The organism is Paenibacillus yonginensis (assembly GCF_001685395.1).
Lineage (GTDB): Bacteria > Bacillota > Bacilli > Paenibacillales > Paenibacillaceae > Fontibacillus > Fontibacillus yonginensis.
The window spans coordinates 3,319,525-3,340,155 of sequence record NZ_CP014167.1 but is presented as its reverse complement, the minus strand read 5'-3'; the positions used below and the strand labels follow the sequence as shown (position 1 = coordinate 3,340,155).

The following is a 20,631-nucleotide window of genomic DNA, read 5'->3' as shown; positions in this document are numbered from 1 at the left end:
ACACAAGGAGTGTAGGCAAGATGGATATGGGATTAAAGAATAAGACAGCTTTAGTAACGGGATCAACTAGAGGCATAGGAAAAGCAATTGCCTTTGAACTTGCCAGGGAAGGCGTTCATGTTCTCATAAATGGTCGTAACAACGATGACGTAGAGCGTACGGTAGCTGAGATCCAAGCGGCATTCCCGGAAACGGAACCTCGAAATGCAGCTGCCGATCTCGTCGATTCGCAGCAGAGGGAGGCTTTATTCGCGAAATTCCCCAACGTCGATATCCTCGTCAACAGCATGGGGATCTATGAGATCATGTCCTATGACGACGTAGACGATGCTGTATGGGAGAAGTACTTCCGTACGAACTTTCTCGCTGCCAACGCCTTAAGCAAGTTTTACTTGCCTTCCATGATGAGCCGCGAATACGGCCGTATTATCTTCATCGCAAGTGAGGAGGCCGTCATGCCTTCCGGACAGATGCCTCAATACAGCGTAACCAAATCGATGCTGCTGTCCTTGTCCAAGAGCTTGTCCAAGCTGACGCTCGGCACCGAAGTTACAGTGAACACGATCCTGCCGGGACCCACCCTCTCCGAGAACGTGCGCCAGATTATTGAGAGCGTGTATGCAAACGAAGAGATGACCTTTGAAGCGAAAGAGAAGGACTTCATGACGAAGAACCTGCCTCAATCGGAAATCGGACGGTTTATCAGACCCGTGGAGATCGGCCGATTGACTGCTTTCATCTGCAGCCCGATGGCATCCGCCTTCAAAGGATCCCCGATCCGCATGGATGGGGGAATGGTACCGACCCTATTTTGATTTTTTTGTCACAGGGCTGCTGCGGAATAAAGCGAGCAGCCTCTTTAACCAACAAGACCATAAGCTCTTTCACTGACCCAATGCCAGTGAAGGAGTTCATGGTCTTGTTCTGGAGTTTCATTATTTTTGAAAACGGTTTATTGACAAGTCGAATCTTGTCACTTATACTAGGCACATACCTGCAGGGATTTATTTTTTTGAGCATAACTGAAACGTTTCAGTTTGTTCAAAATATTTTTTTAGGCTTCTACTGTAACGTTTCAGTAAACGGGTTTTAGTACATGATAAAGTTACTGGGGTGACGCAAATGAGTAACAAAGAGACGGCAACAAGCATCATTAAACTCGTGGGAGGGAGCCAAAACATTTCGAGCCTGATTCATTGCGCGACAAGACTGCGCTTTGAACTGCATGATAGTTCCAAGGCCGATCGCGAGGCGCTCAAAGCATTGCCGAAAGTGCTGGGGGTGATGGATGCTCAAGGGCAAACGATGGTCATCATCGGCCCTACAGTCAATGAGATGCACGCTGAAATCATGCAGCAATTGGAGAGCGGCGCAGGGGCTGAAGGAGCCGCGGCGGCGAGCTCGGCAAGCCCGGCTACTAATGCCAAGGGGAGCAAGAAGTCCTGGTTTGATAAGCTGCTGGCAACGATTTCCGCGATTTTTACGCCGTATATTCCTATTTTGGCGACATCGGGGATTATTAAAGGGCTTATTGATATTTTGGCTCAATCGGGGGTACTTCCGGCTACCAGCAACACTTATTTAATCCTGGCTGGCGCAGGGAATGCCTTGATCTATTTCTTCCCGATCTTGCTTGCCTTCACAGCAGCTCAGAAGTTCGGGGCTAACCCTTACATCGGGGCAGCGATTGGCGCAGCATTGATGGAACCGAACATTACGGGCATCACGACGACGGGGAATGTGATCGACTTCCTGGGGATCCGGTTTACGGCGATGAACTTTTCCAGTACGGTTATTCCGATTATTTTAGCTATCTGGGCCTACTCCCATCTGGATAAGCTCCTGAAAAGATTTCTGCCCAAGATGCTGCAATTCGTCTTTGTGCCGCTCTTGTCCATGCTGATTATGGTTCCTTTGACTTTGATGGTATTTGGCCCTGTCGGCGGACTGCTGGCGAATCTGGTAGCTGATGGGTACGAGTTCTTCCTGAACTCCAACGTTATTCTTTTTAACGCCGTATTTGGCGCTCTGTTCATTTACGTCATCATGCTGGGGATTCATTGGGTTGTGCTGCCCCTGCAACTGTCCTATCTGGCTGAACACGGCATGGAATACAGCCTGGGTTCAGGCGGAATGGGGAACTACGCGCTGCTTGGAGTGTGCCTCGCCGTGATGGTCATCTCCAAGAGCAAGGAAGAGAGAACGATTGCCAGTTCCTCCGCCTTCGTCAACTTCTTGTCAGGTGTGACTGAACCGGGATTGTACGGGGTTGTCATGAAGAACAAGAAATATTTCATCTCGCTCACACTGGGCGGTTTAGTTGGCGGTATCATCTTCGGCATGACCAAGTCCTATATTACGAACTTTGCGTTTACGGGTCTGTTCGGCCTGCCGGCCTTTCTGTCTTCGCCAACGGCAACGACCTATTTCATCGCAGTGGGGGTAACTTTGGCGGTTTCCTTCTTTGCTACGATTCTATTAAGCAAGCAAAACATTCAGTTCAAGAAACAGAAGTCGTAGGTTTCCAACCGTTTGTCACGCTACTAGCCAAGCAGAAGCCATAGAGCAACCGAAACTGCAAATCCCTTGAGCGTACTCTATAATATAAAGAAAAACGGAACCCTAGGCGCGAGGTGTGAGACAACCATGGCAACGATTAAGGATATTGCAAAATTACTCGATATTTCAGTTTCGGCGGTTTCTATGGCATTGAATGACAGTCCGGAAATTGGCGAGAAGACCAAGATCAAAGTAAGAGAAGCTGCCAAGCAGCTTAACTATATCAAGAACGGCTCGGCGATTGATTTGCAGCGGCAGAAGACCAATATCGTGCTGCTGATTACGGATAACCCGACCCGTTCCTATTTTACCGACTCCTTGCAGGTCATCCAGCAGGAGTTGATTGCGAAGCAAATCGATTTGGTCATTATTACAGCGAATGACAAGCATAAAGGAACGGCTGAGCGGTTTATTTCCGAGAATCGGGCGGACGCGGTCATCTGCATGTCCAAATTTATCTCTGAGGAATTTATTAATCTTTATGCCAATAAGAATATGCCGGTGTTTGTGCTGGGCCGGGCCGCCAAGCTGATTACAAATGAACATGTGATCAATGTCCCCCTCGATTATAAGCGTGTCGGGGAGGATATCACCGAGTATCTCATTGACAAGGGACATCGCAAGATTGCTTTCGTGAGGGGAAGCCGGACATCCATTGGCTCGAACTATCGGTATAAAGGATATTTGAGAACGTTGAAGAGATATCAATTTGAGCTGGATAAAGAGCTTGTGTTTGAAGCGCGCGGCAGCGATTATGACCACGGCTACGGCATTACGGAGAGCATTGTGGAACACATTGAATCCGGCCGGGTTGACGGAATCTTTTACGCTACGGATGATCTGGCTGTAGGAGGCTTGCAGAAGCTGCTGGAGAGAGGGATCGCTGTGCCCGATGACGTATCCATTGTAGGTTACAACAACTATCCAATCTCCAGAATGGTCACTCCGCCGATTACGACGGTGGATCTGCATCAGCAGCAAATTATGCGTAGAGTGGCCAAATCCTTAATCGCCATGCTAGAGGGGAATAAAGTTAAGGCCGATTTGGTCCAGAAGCTGCAGAAGGGCGCTATTTTCCATTCGGAAATTATAGAAAGAAGCTCGGTGAAAAGTAGAGAGTAAGGAGAGGAACCATGCGATTATACTGGAGCACGCTTCAGGCGCGCAAATCCTGATTCATGTCGGAATGAATACCGTATCTCTGAAGGGGGAGGGCTTTACGGCACATGTCAAAACGGGGGATGTGATCACCCGGGGACAACTGCTGCTGGAGTTCGACATCGCCCTGATTGAGCAAGCGGGTTATCCCGTGATAACGCCTGTCATTGTACCGAATGGTCAGGAATGTGTGAAGCAGGTGGAGGTAGCTGCAAGTCAGAGCGATCCTGCCCAAGCGGTTATCACCATTCAGTGCTGAGAAATGAATCGAAAAGTACGCCCTGGTCGTAAAAAGGCCAGGGCGTTTTGTTACGGTTTTGACGAACAGAAAACATATCTCCTTGACAGGAAAAATATCCTCATGCTAGATATATAATATATTACCTATTGGTTCGGGAGAGGCAGGGGATGACTGTGGATGAGCATAAAGGGAAGATTTTCGCCTCGCTGTTCATTATCGCCAATCGGCTGCAGGTGCTCGGGGATCGGCTGGATCCCGAAGTAACGGTGAAGCAGTGGCTCTTGGTTGCCATTATGTACAAAAGTCAGCCGCGCATACTCTCTGTGAAAGAAATTGCCGGCGTACTCGGTGTCTCTCATCAGAATGTCATGCAAATGGTCCGGAGTCTGGAAAAGAAAGGGTTTGTCCAGATTTCCGTCGATGATTCGGATCGCCGGTTCAAACGAATCGGCCTTACCGAGAGGTGTCAGGAGTATTTTGCGGCGAGAGGGGATCGGGAGCTGGCTTTTTTACATGATTTGTTCGGCGGCTTCTCGGAGGATGATCTCCGGCACTTCGCAGCCTTGATTGACCAGTTCATATCGAACATCATGAAGTTGGAAGCACGTTCTTCATCTTAATCATTGAGAATCGTAGAGGAGGCGGCGCATGGATTGGCTTCAGATTTTAGTCATTACGGTTGTCGTGATCGGATCAGGATTACTCATAGCTGCGCTTGTTCAAAATTTCACTTTTCGGCGAAACGTAAAAAAGGAAACCGCTCTTCTCCTGCAGGCATGCGCTCATGAGCCCGTTATCCAACTCAATGAAGAAAGGTTGCAGCAGTTGCCGCCGCCGGTATTGAGGTGGTTGCGTCTCACTCGTTCGTTGGATGCAGGGAAGCCGATTCGATCCGTTAGGATTAGGCAGGAAGGGATGCTGCGCACGAAGCCCGAGGGAGCCTGGATGCCGTTCCGCGCCAAGCAGTACTCCTTGCTTGACCAGCCATCTTTCATCTGGATGGCGAGAATTCAGCGGCACCGGGGGTTGCGATTTATGGCAGAGACTTGTACTTGAACGGTCAAGCCGATATGCTTATCAAGCTTATGGGCGTGTTTAAAGTGGGGCATGCACGTGGCCGCGAGATTGACCAGGGATCGCTGGTACGATATCTGGCTGAAATGGTCTGGTATCCCCCGGCGGCTTTGTCGCCGTATATTACTTGGGAAGCCGTCGCTGACGATGTAGCGCGAGCCAACATCTCCTATGGAGGTATCAACGCGTCGGGCACCTTTTATTTTCAAGAAACTGGAGAGCCCGTTCGTTTTGTGGCGCAGCGATTTAAAGAAGATCGAGGAACCTGCACTATGGAAGAGTGGGAGGTTCGGATGGGAACCTACAAACCCTTTCAGGGGATACTCATTCCTTCGCAAGGTGAGATTTGCTGGAACCTGCGAACGGGACCGTTTCACTGGTTTCGATTCGAAGTGAAGGAAGCGGAGTTCGATCCTGTTCTGAAGTGATTCCCGGAATCGCCGCTCTGGACGGGACAGCAATAACGGTGCTCATGGATACGAAGGTTAGAACAGGAATGGAATTGAAGACGTGCGCTCTATTGTAAAATAAGTACAACGCCCGCTCCCTATCAGAAGGGAAGTGGGTGTTGTTTTTGTGTATCCTAGGGGAGCCTTGGATACTGCCGGTTTCGAAATTTCATGAAAGATTTGGGTTGTCATGGAAACGCTTTTATGATAATCTTAGAAACAACTATAAAAACGTTTTTATTTTGAGGTGAACACCTTGGCAAAAATAACAATAAAAGATGTAGCACGCGAGGCTGGGGTTTCCATCTCTACGGTCTCAAATGCTCTTAATGATGTAGATGTGCTTAATCCGGAGACAAAAATGCATGTGCTTGAAGTGGCACAACGTTTGAATTATGTCCCTAATCTGAATGGCAAGCTGTTAAAGTCGGGGAAGACCCATATGATCGGATTTTTTACAACAAGTGTGTCGGGGCCATACTTCTACAAGCTGGTTGAAACGATGGCGCGGGAATGCGACCGGTATGGATATGGGCTGAATGTCTTTGTAACCCGTGATAAGCAGGTCATTATGAACAATATATTGGGCGGCCGGGTTGATGGCGTGATTATTTATGAAGAATTGCGGATTGATGAGAATGATATTGCCGCTATGAAGAAAGACAAAGTCAAAGCTGTTTTTCTGGATCGCGATATTGAGAATGAGACGATGGGCAGCATTATTTTTGATTCTTACGTCGCCGGCTATGAGGCCACCAAATATTTAATCAGCCTGGGTCATAAGCATATTGCTTATATTTCCGGGGTCGAAACGATGTTTGACAGTGAGCAGCGGAAGGAAGGCTACCTGGCCGCACTCAAGCAATACCAGCTACCGATTAAAGAGGAATATATTTTGCAGGGATATTTTGAGGAAGAGAGCACCTATAACGCCATTAAGTCCTTTATCCATCAGCACCCAGACCGGCTGCCGGACGCTTTCCTGGCAGGGAACGACCTGAGTGCGATCGGGTGCATGAAAGCGCTGGAGAATCACGGTTATGAGGTGCCCGCACAGGTTAGTGTCGTTGGGTTTGACGACATTGATATTGCTCCATATTTCTCTCCTCCTTTGACAACGGTAAGGAATCAGATTGCAAGACAGGGGATTCTGGCGATTGAGCAGCTGATCCGAATGATCGAGAAGAAAGAGCAGGGACACAGCCAAAGACTGAAAGGCGAACTGATTGTCAGAGGCAGCAGCCAGGTCAAGCTTGAGTCCAAATGAGATAAAGACAGGTGAAGAAACGGGATTCGGGTAGGAGGAGGGACTTTTTAGGGGTTTTTTACACTAAAATAAAAACGTTTTTATTGTACTGCATTCATTAATCAACAAGGCAAAAGCTTGAAGGGGGAGAAGAGGACATGGCCAAATTAGCGGTAACACAGCCGTCTGGCAGCAATTTGAACGAGAAAAGAACGATCGGGCAAAAGATCAAGGAATTTGCTGTGGATTTCTGGAGACAACGGGAACTGCAGTCGATGATCATTCCGGGCATCATTTTTATGATTATCTTTTGTTATATTCCTATTTACGGTCTGACCATTGCCTTTAAGAGCTACACGGTCATCGATACGCTGGACTCTGCTCCATGGGTAGGCATGGAGAATTTCAAAATTATTATGTCTGACCGATATTTTTGGGATGCGGTTATCAACACGCTGGGCATCAGCTTTCTGAAATTAGGGATTGGGTTCATCATTCCTATTATTTTGGCCATTATGATCTACGAATTGAGCTTCACACGCATGAAGAAATTTGTTCAAACCGTATCCTATTTGCCGCACTTTCTGTCTTGGATCGTACTCGGCGGCATGATGATCAACTGGTTCTCGACAACAGGGCTGTTTAATCAAATCCTGCTGGATCTCGGGATTATTTCGAAGGGCCAGAACATTTTGCTGGATCCGGGCAAATACTGGTGGATTGCCACTTTATCTGATATTTGGAAGGAAGCAGGCTGGGGAACGATCCTGTATCTCGCCATCATGGCCAAGATTGACCCTACCTACTATGAAGCCGCGAAGATCGATGGCGCAAGCCGCCTGCGGCAAATCTGGAATATTACGCTCCCTAACATGCGATCCATCATCAGTTTAAACCTGATCTTGACTGTAAGCGGTTTATTGGGATCGAACCTGGATCAAACCTTGGTGCTGATGAACTCGCAGAACCGGGAAAAGGCGGAGGTCATCAACTCCTACGTATATCGTATGGGTCTGACTCAAGGGGACTTCTCTTACGCAACCGCTGTAGGTTTGGGCGTTTCCATTGTTTCCGTTATCCTGCTTGTCACAGCCAATAAAGTGACCAGCAAGCTGAACGACAATCAATCCGTGTTATAAGAGGAGGCATTTACATGAATCGAAAGGCGATTAAGGAAGATTTAAACAGCCGTATCTTTAATGCCTTCAATTTAACGCTGCTTATTATCATTACCCTTGTTATTATCATCCCTTTGTGGAATGTCATCATTTCCTCATTGAGCTCAGGGCGGGCTTTGGCAGAAGGCGGATTTATATTCTGGAGCCCCGAGTTCTCTATGGAAAATTATCGTGCCGTATTCCAGGATGACAGCATTTGGCAGGCCTTTTTCATCTCGGTATCCAAGACGGTGCTTGGCGTTGTCACTCACGTTTTCTTCTGTGCGATGATCGGTTACGCGCTCAGCAAAAAAAATCTGCGTGGACGCCGATTGTATGTCGCGATGGGTGTCATCACGATGTTCTTCTCAGGCGGCATGATTCCGATCTATCTCCTGATTAAGTCCCTGGGACTGTTAAACACCTTCTGGGTGTACATTATTCCTGCCCTCTTCAGTTATTACGATGTTGTGATCCTGATGAACTTCTTCCGCAATGTGCCAGATGCCCTTGAAGAATCGGCGAAAATTGACGGTGCCGGTGAATGGCGCATTTTCCTGAAGATTTTTATACCTCTGTCCATGCCGGCTATGGCTACCATCGCTTTATTTAATGGGGTCGGCCAGTGGAATGATTTCTTGACCACTAAGCTGTACATTACTGATCAGGCCTTATATCCGCTGCAGATGAAGCTGTATGAGATCATTGTGCAGTCCCAGACGCAGTCCATGCAAAATGCAAGCTCGGCCGTGATTGAAACCACCACCAAAGGGGTTCAACTTGCGACAATCGTGATCACCACTCTGCCGATTGTTGTCATTTATCCATTGCTTCAAAGGTACTTTATCTCTGGCATTATGATGGGGGCGGTGAAGGAATAAAAAACATTCTGCACACTAACGTGAAGTCTGGTCCAAGGGGTAATCGCTTTGATAAAAAAGGGAGGTAAACAAACATGATAAAGATGAATAGAGTATTGCGGAAAAAAGGACTTTCGCTGGGTGCCATCCTGCTGGCAGTCATGCTGACAATCACCGCCTGCGGCTCCGGTGGCGGAGGGGGGAGCAAAAGCGCTTCTCTTCCGGATTTGGACGGCCGCTATACACCTGACCCGTCAACACCGGCATGGAAGCTGGATACGAAAAAGGAAACAACCGATTTGACCTGGTACGTCAATGCGGACTGGTGGAATACAGACTTCGGTAAAGATACAGTAACCAAAAAAATTAAAGAAGATTTGAATATCAACATCAAATTTATTACCGGTGACGATACGAAATTGAATACCTTCTTCGCCGGCGGAGATATGCCTGACATTATTACTGTTTTTGATTCCAATTCGGCTGTTGCGCAGAAAGCCTCCACATGGGCTCTGCCGCTTAACGATCTGGCCGAGAAATATGATCCGTATTTCAATCAGGTAGCAGCCAAAGATACGATGAACTGGTTCCAGCAGAAAGACGGCAAAACGTATGGATACCCGGACTATTCCAATACACAGGCCGATTATGACAGCGGTGACATTCCGGCTAAAACGGCTTTCATTATCCGCCAGGACGTCTATGAGGCGATCGGCAAGCCTAGCATGAAGACGCCGGAAGAGTTTGTTAGTGCCATGGAGAAGATCAAAAGCCAGTTCCCGTCCCTGATTCCGTTTGGTTTCAACTCGATCGGAACCGGTACAGGTTCGCTGGGCGACGTCCTTCAGGACTATCTGGGCGTTCCGCTGGAAGACAAAGACGGCAAGTTCTATAACCGCAACCTGGATGAAGATTACTTGACCTGGTTGAAAACGCTTAACACCGTTTACCGCAACGGCGATATCAGCGATGACAGCTTTGCCGATGACGGTACGGCTTTTGAAGAGAAGGTGAAATCAGGTAAATATGCGACGATCCTGCTCGACGGGGTGCCTCAGCAAGGCGGCAACCTGCAGACTTTTATGACCAATAACCCTGAAGATAAATACATTGCGGTTGACGGACCACAAAGCACGGTGGGCAACCAGCCGACACTGAACCAGTCGGGGATTACAGGCTGGATGATCAACTACATCACGAAAAAAGCCAAGGACCCAGCCAAAGCAATTCAAGTCTTTACTTATTTGCTGAGCGACGAAGGCCAAGCGCTTGTGAACTTCGGTATTGAAGGCGAAACGTACAAGAAAAATTCGGATGGAACGGTAGAATTCTTGCCAGCTGTGAAAGAGCTTCAGCTCACCAATTCCGATAAGTTCAAGAAGGACTACCGGATGGGTGAATTTATTTTCTTTGGACACGACCGTTATAAAGCACTGAATAAAGATTCCTCTCCGGAAGCGATCAAACAGCTGCAGGAGTGGGGCAACGGCAAGCTGAAACCCCATTTCATTCTGGAAAATATCAACCCGGATCAAGGTACGCCGGAAGCACGGTCGTTATCGGCAATTGACACTACATGGAATACGACCCTCGTTAGTCTGATCAGAGCTAAGACGGATGATGATTTCAATAAAACGCTGGATGCTTACAAGAAATTCCTTGATGAGAACAACTGGAGCAAAATCGTTGAGATACGCAGCGAGAAGATGCAGGCCAACAGAGATAAACTGGGAATCAAGTAATCAGTTTAGAAAGAAGGGCCCCGAACAAGCAGGGCTCTTCTCTTCTTCAACCTAATTTGACATCAGGAGGCGACTTCATGTCCGAGCTATTGATTTACCAGTCCAAAGGGGAAGGCGAGCTGTTTATACAGCAGTCTGCGCAGCAGCTGACAAACCGTCCGAAACCGGAGGGTGACAAAGTTACTGTAACCTTAGACGAGAAAGAAACCTTTCAGGAGATAGATGGATTCGGAGCTTCTTTTACCGATTCGGCCGCTTATCTGATTCATCAAGTTCTGGATATGGAGCAGCAGGCGGAGGTCATGACCCGTTTGTTTGACCCGTCAGAAGGGATAGGAATATCCGTGTTAAGGAATCCGATGGGAGCCTCTGATTACGCAAGATCCATCTACAGCTATAATGATAGGCCTGATGGCGAAATTGATCCGGAGTTGAAGCATTTCTCCATCGCCCATGATGAAGAAGATATTATTCCTCTGCTGCACAAAGCCAGGAAGCTGAACCCTGAAGTGAAGCTGTTTGCTTCGCCATGGAGTGCACCGGCCTGGATGAAGACAAGCGGTTCCATGAAAACGGGGGAACTGAAGAAAGAATATTATCCGGCTTTTGCCGAATACTTTGCACGTTATATCCAGGCTTATCGGGAAAAAGGTCTTGATATTTATGCGGTAACGCCGCAGAATGAACCCCTATATGAGCCAAGCCATTATCCGAGCATGAAGATGCTGGCTGAAGCTCAGGCCGAATTCGTTAGAGATTATTTGAAGCCTGCATTCGTTAGCCATGGACTCCATACCAAAATCCTTTGTTATGATCATAACTGGGATCGTCCCGATTACCCGACGACCGTTTTGGAACAGGCGATGGAGCAGGTGGACGGCGTAGCGTGGCACTGGTACGGCGGGAAACCATCGGCGCAAAGCGAAGTGTTCGAGAAATTCCCGAACAAAGAAGTGCATTTCACGGAAGGCTCCGGCGGGGAATGGATTCCTCCTTTCGAGCAGGCCTTCAGCAACGTAATGCGGACAGGGATTGAGATTCTGCGCAACCACAGCAAATCTTTTATCTTATGGAATATGGCGCTGGATGAGCAAAATGGACCCACGGTCCCGGGATTTGGCAACAGCACATGCCGGGGAATCGTGCAAGTTAACCAGCAGACGCGCGAGCTTGTTTATACTTTGGATTATTATGCTTTGGCTCATTTCAGCAAAATCATTCGTCCGGGCGCTTTGCGAATCGCCTCTGAATCGAGTGAGGAAGCGATCCGTTCCGTGGCTTTTGTGAATAAGGATGCCTCTAGGGCTGTTGTCCTCTTTAATGACAGTGAGCAGGAGGCAGCGGTCAGCTTAAAACTCCAGGGAGCCGAGATCATCGCTTTCCCTATGCCGGCCAAAAGCGCTTTGTCCATCCGGATTCCGGCCGGCCATTAACAGATCCAAGAAGCAGCTGCGGTGCAGCTTCCGCGAAAAAGCCTTCAAATCGCCATAAGCGATCTGAAGGCTTTTTTGATTGCCTTACAAGGAAGAAAGGTCAGGTTCAATTATCGGAGACCTCGATATCACATGCAGGGTCGGCGAGTCTGGCGATCGCTGCAAGCCTGCTAATTTCAAGCCGGTTGATATCGCAGCTGAGCAGGGCTTTGGAGCCAGCCTGAGATGGCGGGGAGATTAACCGGGTCTCACGATTTAATCTCTGTTTGATCGCTAAAGCGACCTCGGCATGATGGCTGCAGTAAATGCGCGCCGTTTTGGGGGCGGCAAAGCCCACCTTTTTGATTATGCAAATATAAACGAACAGCAGAACGGCGATCACAAAGATAAAACCGATAATTTGTTCACTACCTGATGCTTCCACAACTTCGATTGAGGCAATTTCATTTGGATTCGGGAATATGTCGTCCATCGTAGGCCTCCCAAGCGGCGGAACGAAAGCAGGACCCGAAAATCATAAAAGCTTGTATATTTGTGGACTGAAAGGTACTTTACATCAGCCGGCCGGGTCATCTCCTAAGGCTGCTTTCTCATCCGTCCGATTTCGTTTCTCAAATTTGAATATCCGGTTGAGCAGCTTATAAATATGTTTGCTTTCTTTGGTCAGAAGCGGTCCGAGAATGGCCAGGATCAGCACATAGAGAGCCGCAAAGGGCTGGATCAGCGGTAGAAGCCCGCCGGCCTTGCCCAAGTTGGCGACAATGATGGAGAATTCACCCCGCGATACGATTGTCAAGCCAATATTGGAGGAAGCTTTAGGCGATAATCCGGCGCTCCGGCCGGCTAACATGCCGGCCACAAAGTTGCCGATCAAGGTCACGACTACCGCTCCAAGCGAATACCATAAGGCTCCTCCCAAGGCGAGAGGGTCGATGGTCAGGCCAAAGCTGAAGAAGAAGATGGCCCCGAAGAAGTCCCGGAACGGAATGATCAGGCGTTCTATCCGGTGGACATGCTCCGTCTCGGCGAGAATCAGGCCAACCAGCAGCGCGCCAATCGCTTCGGCTACGTGGATCGTCTCCGAGAATCCGGCTATGATAAACAGCAAAGCAAAGATGATTAAAGCAAACAGCTCATTGCTGGATACATTCAGCCATTTGTTCAGCAGGGGTACGGCTTTGCGGCCGACAATCAGGAGCACCAGCATAAACCCAAGCGATAGCAGGGCAGATAACAGCACGCCTCCAAGGGTAGATGATCCGCTGAGGACCAGACCGGACAAGATGGAGATATAAACAGCGAGGAAAACATCCTCGAACATGATGATCCCCAGAATCATTTCCGTTTCAGGATTGGCCGTGCGCTTGAGATCGACCAATACCTTGGCCACAATCGCACTTGAAGAGATGGTGGTGATGCCGGCAACAATCAACGTTTCCTGAAGCGGGAACCCGGCCCCCCAGCCGAATAAAAGCCCTAAAGTAAAGTTAATGGCTATATAAATGGTTCCGCCAACGGCAATCGATTTACCCGATTTGATCAATCTTCCCACCGAGAACTCCAGTCCCAAATAGAACAGAAGGAACAATACGCCGATCCGGCCCATAAATTCAATCAAAGGCGCACTTTCGATAAAACGAAAGTCCAGATGCCAGATTTGTCCGGCATGCGGGCCTACGGCCATGCCGATAAGAATGTAGAAGGGAATCACCGAGAACCTCAGCTTGGCGGAAATAAACCCGCCTGCGGCGATCAAAGCCACAGCCAAACCGATCTCAAATATCAGATGGTCCAAATTAACCGCCCCCATTCAAGAGGACTTGCCGGAGCCGCTTCTGGTGCTGGCGTTCGCCAAGGGCGACCAGCATCGAATTGGCCGTGATGACTACATCCGGACCGGGATTGATTGTCTTGCCGTGTGTAGGGTCGATAAGAGCAATAATAGTTGCGCCGCTTTGTTGTCTTACATTTAACTCTCCGATGGAAAGGCCTACACACTTAAATCCGCTTTCAATGCGGTACCATTCGATGATCAGATCATCGAGGGCGACTTCAATGGTTTCGAGCGCTTTAGGTTTATAATTGATCCCGCCTACAATAGCGGAGATGTGTCTGGCTTCATCATCGTCAAGCGTAACCATGGAGATGCTTTCCTCTTCATCGTCATGCTTGAAATGGTACAGCTCGCGTCTTCCGTCATCGTGAACGATAATAACCAGCTTGTCGCCGCTGCGGGTGGTCACTACAAATTTTTTGCCAATGCCCGGCAGATCGGTTTCTTTCAAATTCATCGCTTAAATTCCTCCAATTGAACTTTTTTTTTTCGCAAAATGGCAGCACGAAAATAAACCCGCTGGTCAGGTTTAAAAAAACCGAAAACCATGAGTGAATTGGAGAAATTTAAGCCACAAATCTGGAGGTGAATTTAACAGGGTAAAGCATGATCCGTTTGAGGCGCCTTGAGATAATGGGGCGGATATCCATAAAAGATAAGGCCAAAAAAGCGGAGCACAGTAACGATAGAATAAAGAGCAGCATGGGGGAGAAGCGCAGGGAGTCTTTGAAGGGCTGCTGAAGGGATACTCGAACGACAGGACGGAACTGGAGGGTGTTCTCCATTTCTTCCGTTTCTGTCACATCGCTGGTTTCTGCAGCCGCCGGCACCCCTGTGAAAGAAGTGGCGGCTGTAGCCGCGGTGCTGTGGGGAGGCGTCAGAAAAAGAATCAAGGAGAGCGCAAACAGACAAATCAGTTTCAAACCGCTTAAATCAAATCGGCGAATTGTCATAGGCGCTCTCCTCCTCAGCTTTAAATACTCCGTACTAAAAGGATAGCATAGATGAACTTGGCTCTTCAAATAGGGGCAAAGACTTTGGGCGCAGCCAGCTTCTTCTATACCTCTGACCGGGCCATTCGGATTGCCTCTTCGACGAATCCGCCTGACTGCGCCAACAGGGCTTTGGCTTGATCGGGATGAGAGCCGGACTGGATCATGACGATTGCCGCTTTGATATTTCGACCTGAGGTTTCGTAGGCCTGCTTTATGGTTTGGTCATCCGCTCCAGTGGCCAAAGCGATAAGACGTTTGGCCCGGTCAACAAGCTTCAGATTGGAGGGCTGCATATCTACCATCAGATTGTCGTATACTTTGCCGCTGAGAATCATAGATGAAGTGGTCAACATGTTCAGAATGAGCTTTTGGGCCGTTCCGGCCTTCATTCGGGTCGAGCCTAAGATGGCCTCAGGGCCTACCTCCGCCTCAATCATAATGTCAGCAACCTGCTTCATAACAGAGTTGCGGTTATTGGCAATCCCCACTACGGTGCAGCCGAACTCGGTTGCCTTTTTCATGGCGCCAACCACATAAGGGGTACGTCCACTTGCCGATATGCCGACCACCACATCCAAAGCGGTCACTTTCATTTGTTCCACGGCCATCCTGCCTGCCTCTTGATCATCTTCAGCGCCTTCCACGGCCTGCTGGATGGCCTGCTGTCCACCAGCGATTATTCCGACGATTTGCTCTGGAGGCGTTCCGTAAGTGGGCGGGCACTCTGCCGCATCCAGAATGCCTAAACGACCGCTTGTGCCGGCTCCGAAATATAGCAATCTTCCACCAGCGGTAAAGGCATCCGTGATGGCAATGACAGCTTTTGCAATTTCGGGAATGCACTGCTCTATGATCTTGGGAACAAGTTGGTCCTCTTGATTGATTAGACGTAGTATCTCCTCCAGGGGTTTGCGATCAATATGTCGAGTATTCGGATTCTGCTGTTCGGTTGCCAGCATATGCAAGGGTTCTTTCATTTATGGTTCCTCCTTCAATCGTAACGCCAAATTCACGGCTCCATAGACAGGCCGATGCTTGGACTGGATGATGGCGATGGGCCCGCAAAGCTTTTCAAGCTGTTCTTTATAAAAGGTCAGGAATAACGAGGAGTGTTTGAAGATCGACCCCGTTACCCCTTGGGGGACATCCGAGAATGAAGGGTCTTGTCTGCGAAGTGCTGCTGTTAAGGCTGCCAAGTCTCCAGCTGCCGTATACAAGATGTTCAAAGCAGTTGCATCCTGTTCTTCGGCTGCCTGGATACAGACCTCGGCCAATTCGGCTATATGTTTCTTCTCGATAAGGGATTGATACATCACGGTTCTAAGTTCTGGTGGGGCAGACAAGCCAAGCTTTCTCAAGATGAAAGAGGTGAGCAGTGTCGGAGGTTTTACCCCATCGAAGCTTAACATGACAGATTGAAGAGAGGAGAGGCCGATTTCATAACCGCTTCCTTTATCCCCTAACAGATGACCCCATCCTCCAGTACGGTGATGTTCTCCCGATAAAGCAATACCGAAAACGATGGACCCGGTGCCGCTGATGGCCATCACTCCCCGGTTGTTCCCGAAAGCGGCCGCAAGTGCGATTTCGGCATCATTTGTAACCCGAATCCCCACGTCTGTATGGTCTTGTTTCTCAAAGTAACGGCGGACATGGTCGGCAACAGCGTTTCGTTCATCCAACTGCTCGGTGCCTGCCAGTCCCAGGCAAATCCCCACACAATCTTTTGCCAGGAGGTCGTGGTTTCTATAAACATCTTCTAACATAAGATGGATGACTTCCAATCCCCGGTTTAACCCCACGGCTTTTACGTTGCTGGAAGCCCCGCCATGGGTTATCCATGTATGACCGCTCAGGTCGGCCACGCACAGCTCGGTTTTTGTACCGCCTCCATCAATTCCGATGACGTGTCTCATAATCCCTCCGTTCCAAACATCACACCAGGTGTAATTCATTCCACATTCAACACATTAATAGAATAAGCTAAAAAATCATTTATGTAAAATAAAATTTCAAAACAATATTTACTTATCAGTATGAAAGATATTAAGAATCACTATTAAAACAAGAGTTTTTAGGTGTATACTATAAAATATATTCCAATATATATACTGGTTTAACGCATACATCGAAATTCGTTTTGAAGTAAAATTTTATATTGAAATTTTGTTTTATGCTGTTATAATTTTCGGTGTAAAGAAAGTTACCACATTTTTTTATTGGAAAGGGGGATTGCAAATGCCGGGAATCGTTCAGACCGGAGCCGACCAATTGTCAAGACTGGGGCCCAAGCTGCTGGGTGGCAAAAGGTTCGCTTTATTGACCAATCCAACAGGCATTGATTCCAGCTTTCGGTCAACGATTGATCTTTGTCAAAACGTAAAAGGGGGCAAACTCACTGCATTTTTTGCTTGTGAGCATGGTTTGCGGAATGAGAAGCAGGCGGGCCTACAGTTTGAAGATGAAATGGATGCGGGGTATGGCCTGCCGGTATACAGTCTTTACGGGACAAACCGAAGACCAACTGCCGAAAGTTTAAAAAATCTGGACGCGATTGTCTATGATATCCAGGATTTGGGTGTTAGGTTTTATACCTATTTAACGACACTTGTTTATGTGATGGAGGCTTGCGCAGATTATGGAGTAGAACTGCTGGTGCTGGATCGTCCGAATCCTCTCGGAGGACATCGCATTGAGGGAGGGATGTTGGAGGAAGAGTTTGAATCGATGGTTGGTGCCTGGCGGATGCCCATTCTTACCGGAATGACGATCGGAGAGTTTGCACGTCTTGTAAACAGCCAAATGGAGAAGCCTTGTCGTTTGGAAGTGATTCCTCTAGAAGGATGGCATCGGTCCATGGAGTTTCCTGATACGGGGCTGCCCTGGATTATGCCATCCCCCAACATGCCGAACATGGAAACGGTTCGTATATACGGGGGAAATTGTCTGTTTGAAGGCACCAATCTGTCGGAGGGCCGAGGAACGACCAGACCCTTTGAGATGATTGGAGCCCCATGGCTGAACCATCGAAAGCTGGCAGAAACGATGGCGGACTTAAAGCTTCCGGGAGTGCACTATCATCCTGTCACCTTTACTCCCTCTTTCCATAAATATGCCGGGGAACTTTGCAACGGAATAATGACTTATGTGACGGATCAAGACAGCTTTAGATCTGTAGAGAGTGGGCTAACGCTGCTTCATCAGATTTTAGAGCTGCATCCGGAGAAGCTGGAGTGGCGGGGCCGGGAAGACGGCAAACTTTTTATTGATATTCTAAGCGGTACTGCCGAGGTCAGGCAAAAGGCAGCCGATCCCGAGGGACTTCAGTCAATCCTGAGTGCCTGGCGTGCGGACAGTGAACAATGGCGGGAGATCCGCCGTCCGTATCTGTTATATGAATAGGTTTGATGCTGCTGTGCCTTACGAGGAATGGGACGCAACCGGCACAGCTTGGGGGCCGGATTACAGAGAACGTTTACGGGACGTTTGGCAGCCGCTGCGAAAGGCTGTTCAGGAGGGATTGATTCCGGGAGGTGTAGCCGGCATCCGCTATAAAAGTGTTTGTTTATATTATGCAGTCGGGTTGGCCGAGGCAGGAGAAAAGGAACGTCAGGCAGGGATTCATACCTTATATGACTGTGCTTCGTTAACCAAGGTTACAGTCACTCTTCCGCTAATCCTGAAGTTGTGGGAGCAGAAAAAGCTGGATTTGGATGACCCGGCCTCCCTGTATATTCCCGAGCTGAGCAGCCCGAATAGCAGCCTGATTACGGTACGCCAGCTGCTAAGCCATACGGCCGGACTGCCGCCTACGTGGGATTTCCACAGCAGCTCATGGAGACTGGAGCATATTCTGTATTTCCTGGGGAATAAAGTCGAATTTGGCGGTCACGGAACCGTATACAGTGACTTGGGGTTCATTTTGTTGGGAGTAATCGTAGAGAGACTCTTTGGTACTACTATGAACGAAGCGGCCCGGAGGTATCTTTTTTCTCCACTTGAAATGAAAGACAGCTGCTTTTGCCCATCCCCGGATTTAAGGTTTCGAATTGCCTCGACAGAATGGAGTGAGGAGCTTGGCGATTTCTGGACAGGCATCGTACATGATGAGAACGCTCGGGCTTTAGGGGGGATCAGCGGCCATGCTGGATTGTTTGCCACCTGCTCTGATTTGTTGCAGTACGCTCAGCTATGGCTTGAGCCTGAACAAACACAGTTTGAAGGAAAACCGATTTTGTCTCGTTTTGCCATCGACGAAGCGCAAAAGAGGCATGGAAACGGTTTGGATCCATCAAACCGGGGGCTTGGCTGGGTGCTCAAAGGAAATCGTCATGACGTGTCGGGAAGCCGGCTTTCTGAACGTTCTTTTGGACATACCGGATTTACGGGAACCAGTCTTTATATGGATCCGCAGCGTGGGTTAGCTGCAGTGCTTATGACGAATCGTGTTCATTTTGGAAGACAGCAGGATATAACAGAGCTTAGAAAAACATTTCATGATGCAGCGGCCGATGCCGTGGATCATTTGGCTAAAGAATCAGGATAAACCCAATAAGGAATGGAGGAATAGGAATGAAAAAAATCAAGTTCATGTCAACTGTCCTGCTACCTCTTGCAACCGCTGTGGCTTTGTCGGCATGCGGGGGAAATAATACAAGTAACGGTTCTTCGGCATCATCCAATACCGGAGGCTCTGCTTCACCGGATGCTAAAGTCACTGTCAGTATTACGTCCTGGAGGGCCGAAGCCAGCGAGCAGGAGTTTTATAAACAGCTCCAGGCAGAGCTGAACAAAACGGCGCCGGAAATCGTGATTGACTACCAGCCGGTAAAAGCTACGGAATATAATACTTCTCTTAATGTAGCGCTGAGTACGGATACGGCTGCCGATATCATCCATTTGCGCCCTTATGCTGCGGGTACCGCTATAGCTGATGCCGGTTATCTTGAGCCGATAGACGATCTGAAGGGGCTGGATGTTTTTACACCCGAGCAACTGAAGGCCGCCCAAGGATCTGATGGCAAACAATATGGTGTACCATACATGCTAAGCTCTACTCAAATACTCTACAATAAGGATATTTTTGCAAAATACAATCTGCAGGAGCCTAAAACGTGGGACGAATTCATCAAATTAGCGGATACGCTCAAATCGAACAATGTAACGCCGCTTGCTTTCGGTTCCAAAGAAGGCTGGGTATTGTCCCTGATGCACGGTGCGATTGCTCCGCAGTTTTATGGACATGACTTTGTGGATAAATTCCTGAAAGGCGAAGCTAAGCTGAACAGCCCGGAATACATCAGCTCCATCCAGGCGTTAAAGAGCCTGCAGCCTTATTTCCCAGCCAACTTTGAGGGCCTCAGCATGGAGGATATCCGGACGATCTTTGCCACGGGGCAGGCTGGTATGGTCATCGACGGGCACTTCGAGATTGCTTCTATTCAGGCCCTGAACCCGGAAATCAAGATTGGTGCGTTTGCAGTGCCGCCGGTGAAAGAGGGCGATGAGCCGTCTGTCAGCACTTGGGTGGACGGCAGCTTCGCCATCAATAAGAACTCCAAAAATAAAGAAGCTGCCCGCAAAGTTCTGGAATTTATGACAACTAAAGAGTACGGAAGCATGATCCTCGGCAGCACGAAGTCTCCTTCTCCGATTCCAGGAGTATCGACAGACGACGAGCTGGTGAACGCCATCTCGGATCTGGCTTCCCAATACGGTCAACCTTATTTCGCTGTCACTAATTTGAATTCGGGCAACCCGACGACCAAATCCACTTTGGAGACGGATTTGCAGGGCATGTTCCTGGATGCTATGACGCCGGAGCAAGTGGCCGCCGATGTCCAGAAAAGTGCAGATACCTGGTTTAAGTAAAGGATACCGTTC

Annotated in this window: 19 protein-coding genes and 1 pseudogene; 14 read left to right on the top strand and 6 right to left on the bottom strand. The window is 48.6% G+C overall.

Annotation, left to right across the window (positions count from 1 at the left end):
- The first annotated feature begins 20 nt into the window (after positions 1-20).
- From AWM70_RS15075 to AWM70_RS15025, 11 genes and pseudogenes are all read left to right on the top strand, one after another.
- On the top strand, positions 21-815 hold the full coding sequence (locus AWM70_RS15075; RefSeq protein ID WP_068697792.1) for an SDR family NAD(P)-dependent oxidoreductase: 795 nt from the start codon (positions 21-23) through the stop codon (positions 813-815).
- A 307-nt stretch (positions 816-1,122) separates the two neighbouring features.
- Positions 1,123-2,520, top strand: coding sequence for a PTS transporter subunit EIIC (locus AWM70_RS15070; RefSeq protein WP_068697790.1), 1,398 nt, complete (start codon positions 1,123-1,125; stop codon positions 2,518-2,520).
- 126 nt (positions 2,521-2,646) lie between these two features.
- Positions 2,647-3,681, top strand: a complete 1,035-nt coding sequence (locus AWM70_RS15065) for a LacI family DNA-binding transcriptional regulator (protein ID WP_068697788.1) — start codon at positions 2,647-2,649, stop codon at positions 3,679-3,681.
- Between the two features lie 16 nt (positions 3,682-3,697).
- On the top strand, positions 3,698-3,976 hold the full coding sequence (locus AWM70_RS15060) for a PTS sugar transporter subunit IIA (protein ID WP_083180338.1): 279 nt from the start codon (positions 3,698-3,700) through the stop codon (positions 3,974-3,976).
- A gap of 149 nt (positions 3,977-4,125) precedes the next feature.
- On the top strand, positions 4,126-4,578 hold the full coding sequence (locus AWM70_RS15055) for a MarR family winged helix-turn-helix transcriptional regulator (RefSeq protein WP_068697784.1): 453 nt from the start codon (positions 4,126-4,128) through the stop codon (positions 4,576-4,578).
- 28 nt (positions 4,579-4,606) lie between these two features.
- Positions 4,607-5,460: pseudogene (locus AWM70_RS24330) on the top strand (DUF6544 family protein).
- A 277-nt stretch (positions 5,461-5,737) separates the two neighbouring features.
- The gene (locus AWM70_RS15045) at positions 5,738-6,748 is read left to right on the top strand and encodes a LacI family DNA-binding transcriptional regulator (protein ID WP_068697774.1); all 1,011 of its coding nucleotides are present in this window, start codon (positions 5,738-5,740) and stop codon (positions 6,746-6,748) included.
- Positions 6,749-6,885: 137 nt separating this feature from the next.
- On the top strand, positions 6,886-7,866 hold the full coding sequence (locus tag AWM70_RS15040; RefSeq protein ID WP_068697772.1) for an ABC transporter permease: 981 nt from the start codon (positions 6,886-6,888) through the stop codon (positions 7,864-7,866).
- A 14-nt stretch (positions 7,867-7,880) separates the two neighbouring features.
- Positions 7,881-8,765 carry a carbohydrate ABC transporter permease gene (locus AWM70_RS15035; protein ID WP_068697770.1) on the top strand — a complete coding sequence of 295 codons (885 nt, stop codon included), beginning with the start codon at positions 7,881-7,883 and terminating at the stop codon, positions 8,763-8,765.
- Between the two features lie 74 nt (positions 8,766-8,839).
- Positions 8,840-10,486 carry a type 2 periplasmic-binding domain-containing protein gene (locus AWM70_RS15030; protein ID WP_206093360.1) on the top strand — a complete coding sequence of 549 codons (1,647 nt, stop codon included), beginning with the start codon at positions 8,840-8,842 and terminating at the stop codon, positions 10,484-10,486.
- Positions 10,487-10,563: 77 nt separating this feature from the next.
- On the top strand, positions 10,564-11,919 hold the full coding sequence (locus tag AWM70_RS15025) for a glycoside hydrolase family 30 protein (protein ID WP_068697767.1): 1,356 nt from the start codon (positions 10,564-10,566) through the stop codon (positions 11,917-11,919).
- Between the two features lie 106 nt (positions 11,920-12,025).
- On the opposite strand, the gene AWM70_RS15020 is transcribed toward AWM70_RS15025, so the two are convergent.
- From AWM70_RS15020 to AWM70_RS14995, 6 genes are all read right to left on the bottom strand, one after another.
- Positions 12,026-12,391, bottom strand: a complete 366-nt coding sequence (locus AWM70_RS15020) for a hypothetical protein (protein WP_068697765.1) — start codon at positions 12,389-12,391, stop codon at positions 12,026-12,028.
- A gap of 84 nt (positions 12,392-12,475) precedes the next feature.
- Entirely contained in the window at positions 12,476-13,714 is a 1,239-nt protein-coding gene (locus tag AWM70_RS15015; protein WP_068697762.1) for a cation:proton antiporter, read from the bottom strand.
- 1 nt (position 13,715) lies between these two features.
- Positions 13,716-14,210 carry a cation:proton antiporter regulatory subunit gene (locus AWM70_RS15010; RefSeq protein WP_068697760.1) on the bottom strand — a complete coding sequence of 165 codons (495 nt, stop codon included), beginning with the start codon at positions 14,208-14,210 and terminating at the stop codon, positions 13,716-13,718.
- Positions 14,211-14,319: 109 nt separating this feature from the next.
- Entirely contained in the window at positions 14,320-14,706 is a 387-nt protein-coding gene (locus AWM70_RS15005; protein ID WP_068697758.1) for a hypothetical protein, read from the bottom strand.
- A gap of 104 nt (positions 14,707-14,810) precedes the next feature.
- On the bottom strand, positions 14,811-15,725 hold the full coding sequence (gene murQ, locus AWM70_RS15000) for an N-acetylmuramic acid 6-phosphate etherase (RefSeq protein WP_068697756.1): 915 nt from the start codon (positions 15,723-15,725) through the stop codon (positions 14,811-14,813).
- Positions 15,726-16,664 (bottom strand): BadF/BadG/BcrA/BcrD ATPase family protein, encoded by a 939-nt coding sequence (locus tag AWM70_RS14995; RefSeq protein ID WP_068697754.1) that lies wholly within the window; start codon positions 16,662-16,664, stop codon positions 15,726-15,728.
- Positions 16,665-16,986: 322 nt separating this feature from the next.
- Here AWM70_RS14995 and AWM70_RS14990 point away from each other — a divergent pair, with 322 nt between their 5' ends.
- The 3 genes from AWM70_RS14990 to AWM70_RS14980 are packed head-to-tail and all read left to right on the top strand — an operon-like array spanning position 16,987 to position 20,619.
- Complete coding sequence (locus AWM70_RS14990; protein ID WP_068697752.1) at positions 16,987-18,150, top strand: exo-beta-N-acetylmuramidase NamZ family protein; 1,164 nt, start codon at positions 16,987-16,989, stop codon at positions 18,148-18,150.
- A complete protein-coding gene (locus AWM70_RS14985; RefSeq protein ID WP_083180334.1) occupies positions 18,143-19,294 on the top strand; it encodes a serine hydrolase domain-containing protein in 1,152 nt (383 codons plus the stop codon). The genes AWM70_RS14990 and AWM70_RS14985 overlap by 8 nt, the downstream gene beginning before the upstream one ends.
- A gap of 26 nt (positions 19,295-19,320) precedes the next feature.
- Entirely contained in the window at positions 19,321-20,619 is a 1,299-nt protein-coding gene (locus AWM70_RS14980; protein WP_068697750.1) for an ABC transporter substrate-binding protein, read from the top strand.
- Positions 20,620-20,631: the final 12 nt, after the last annotated feature.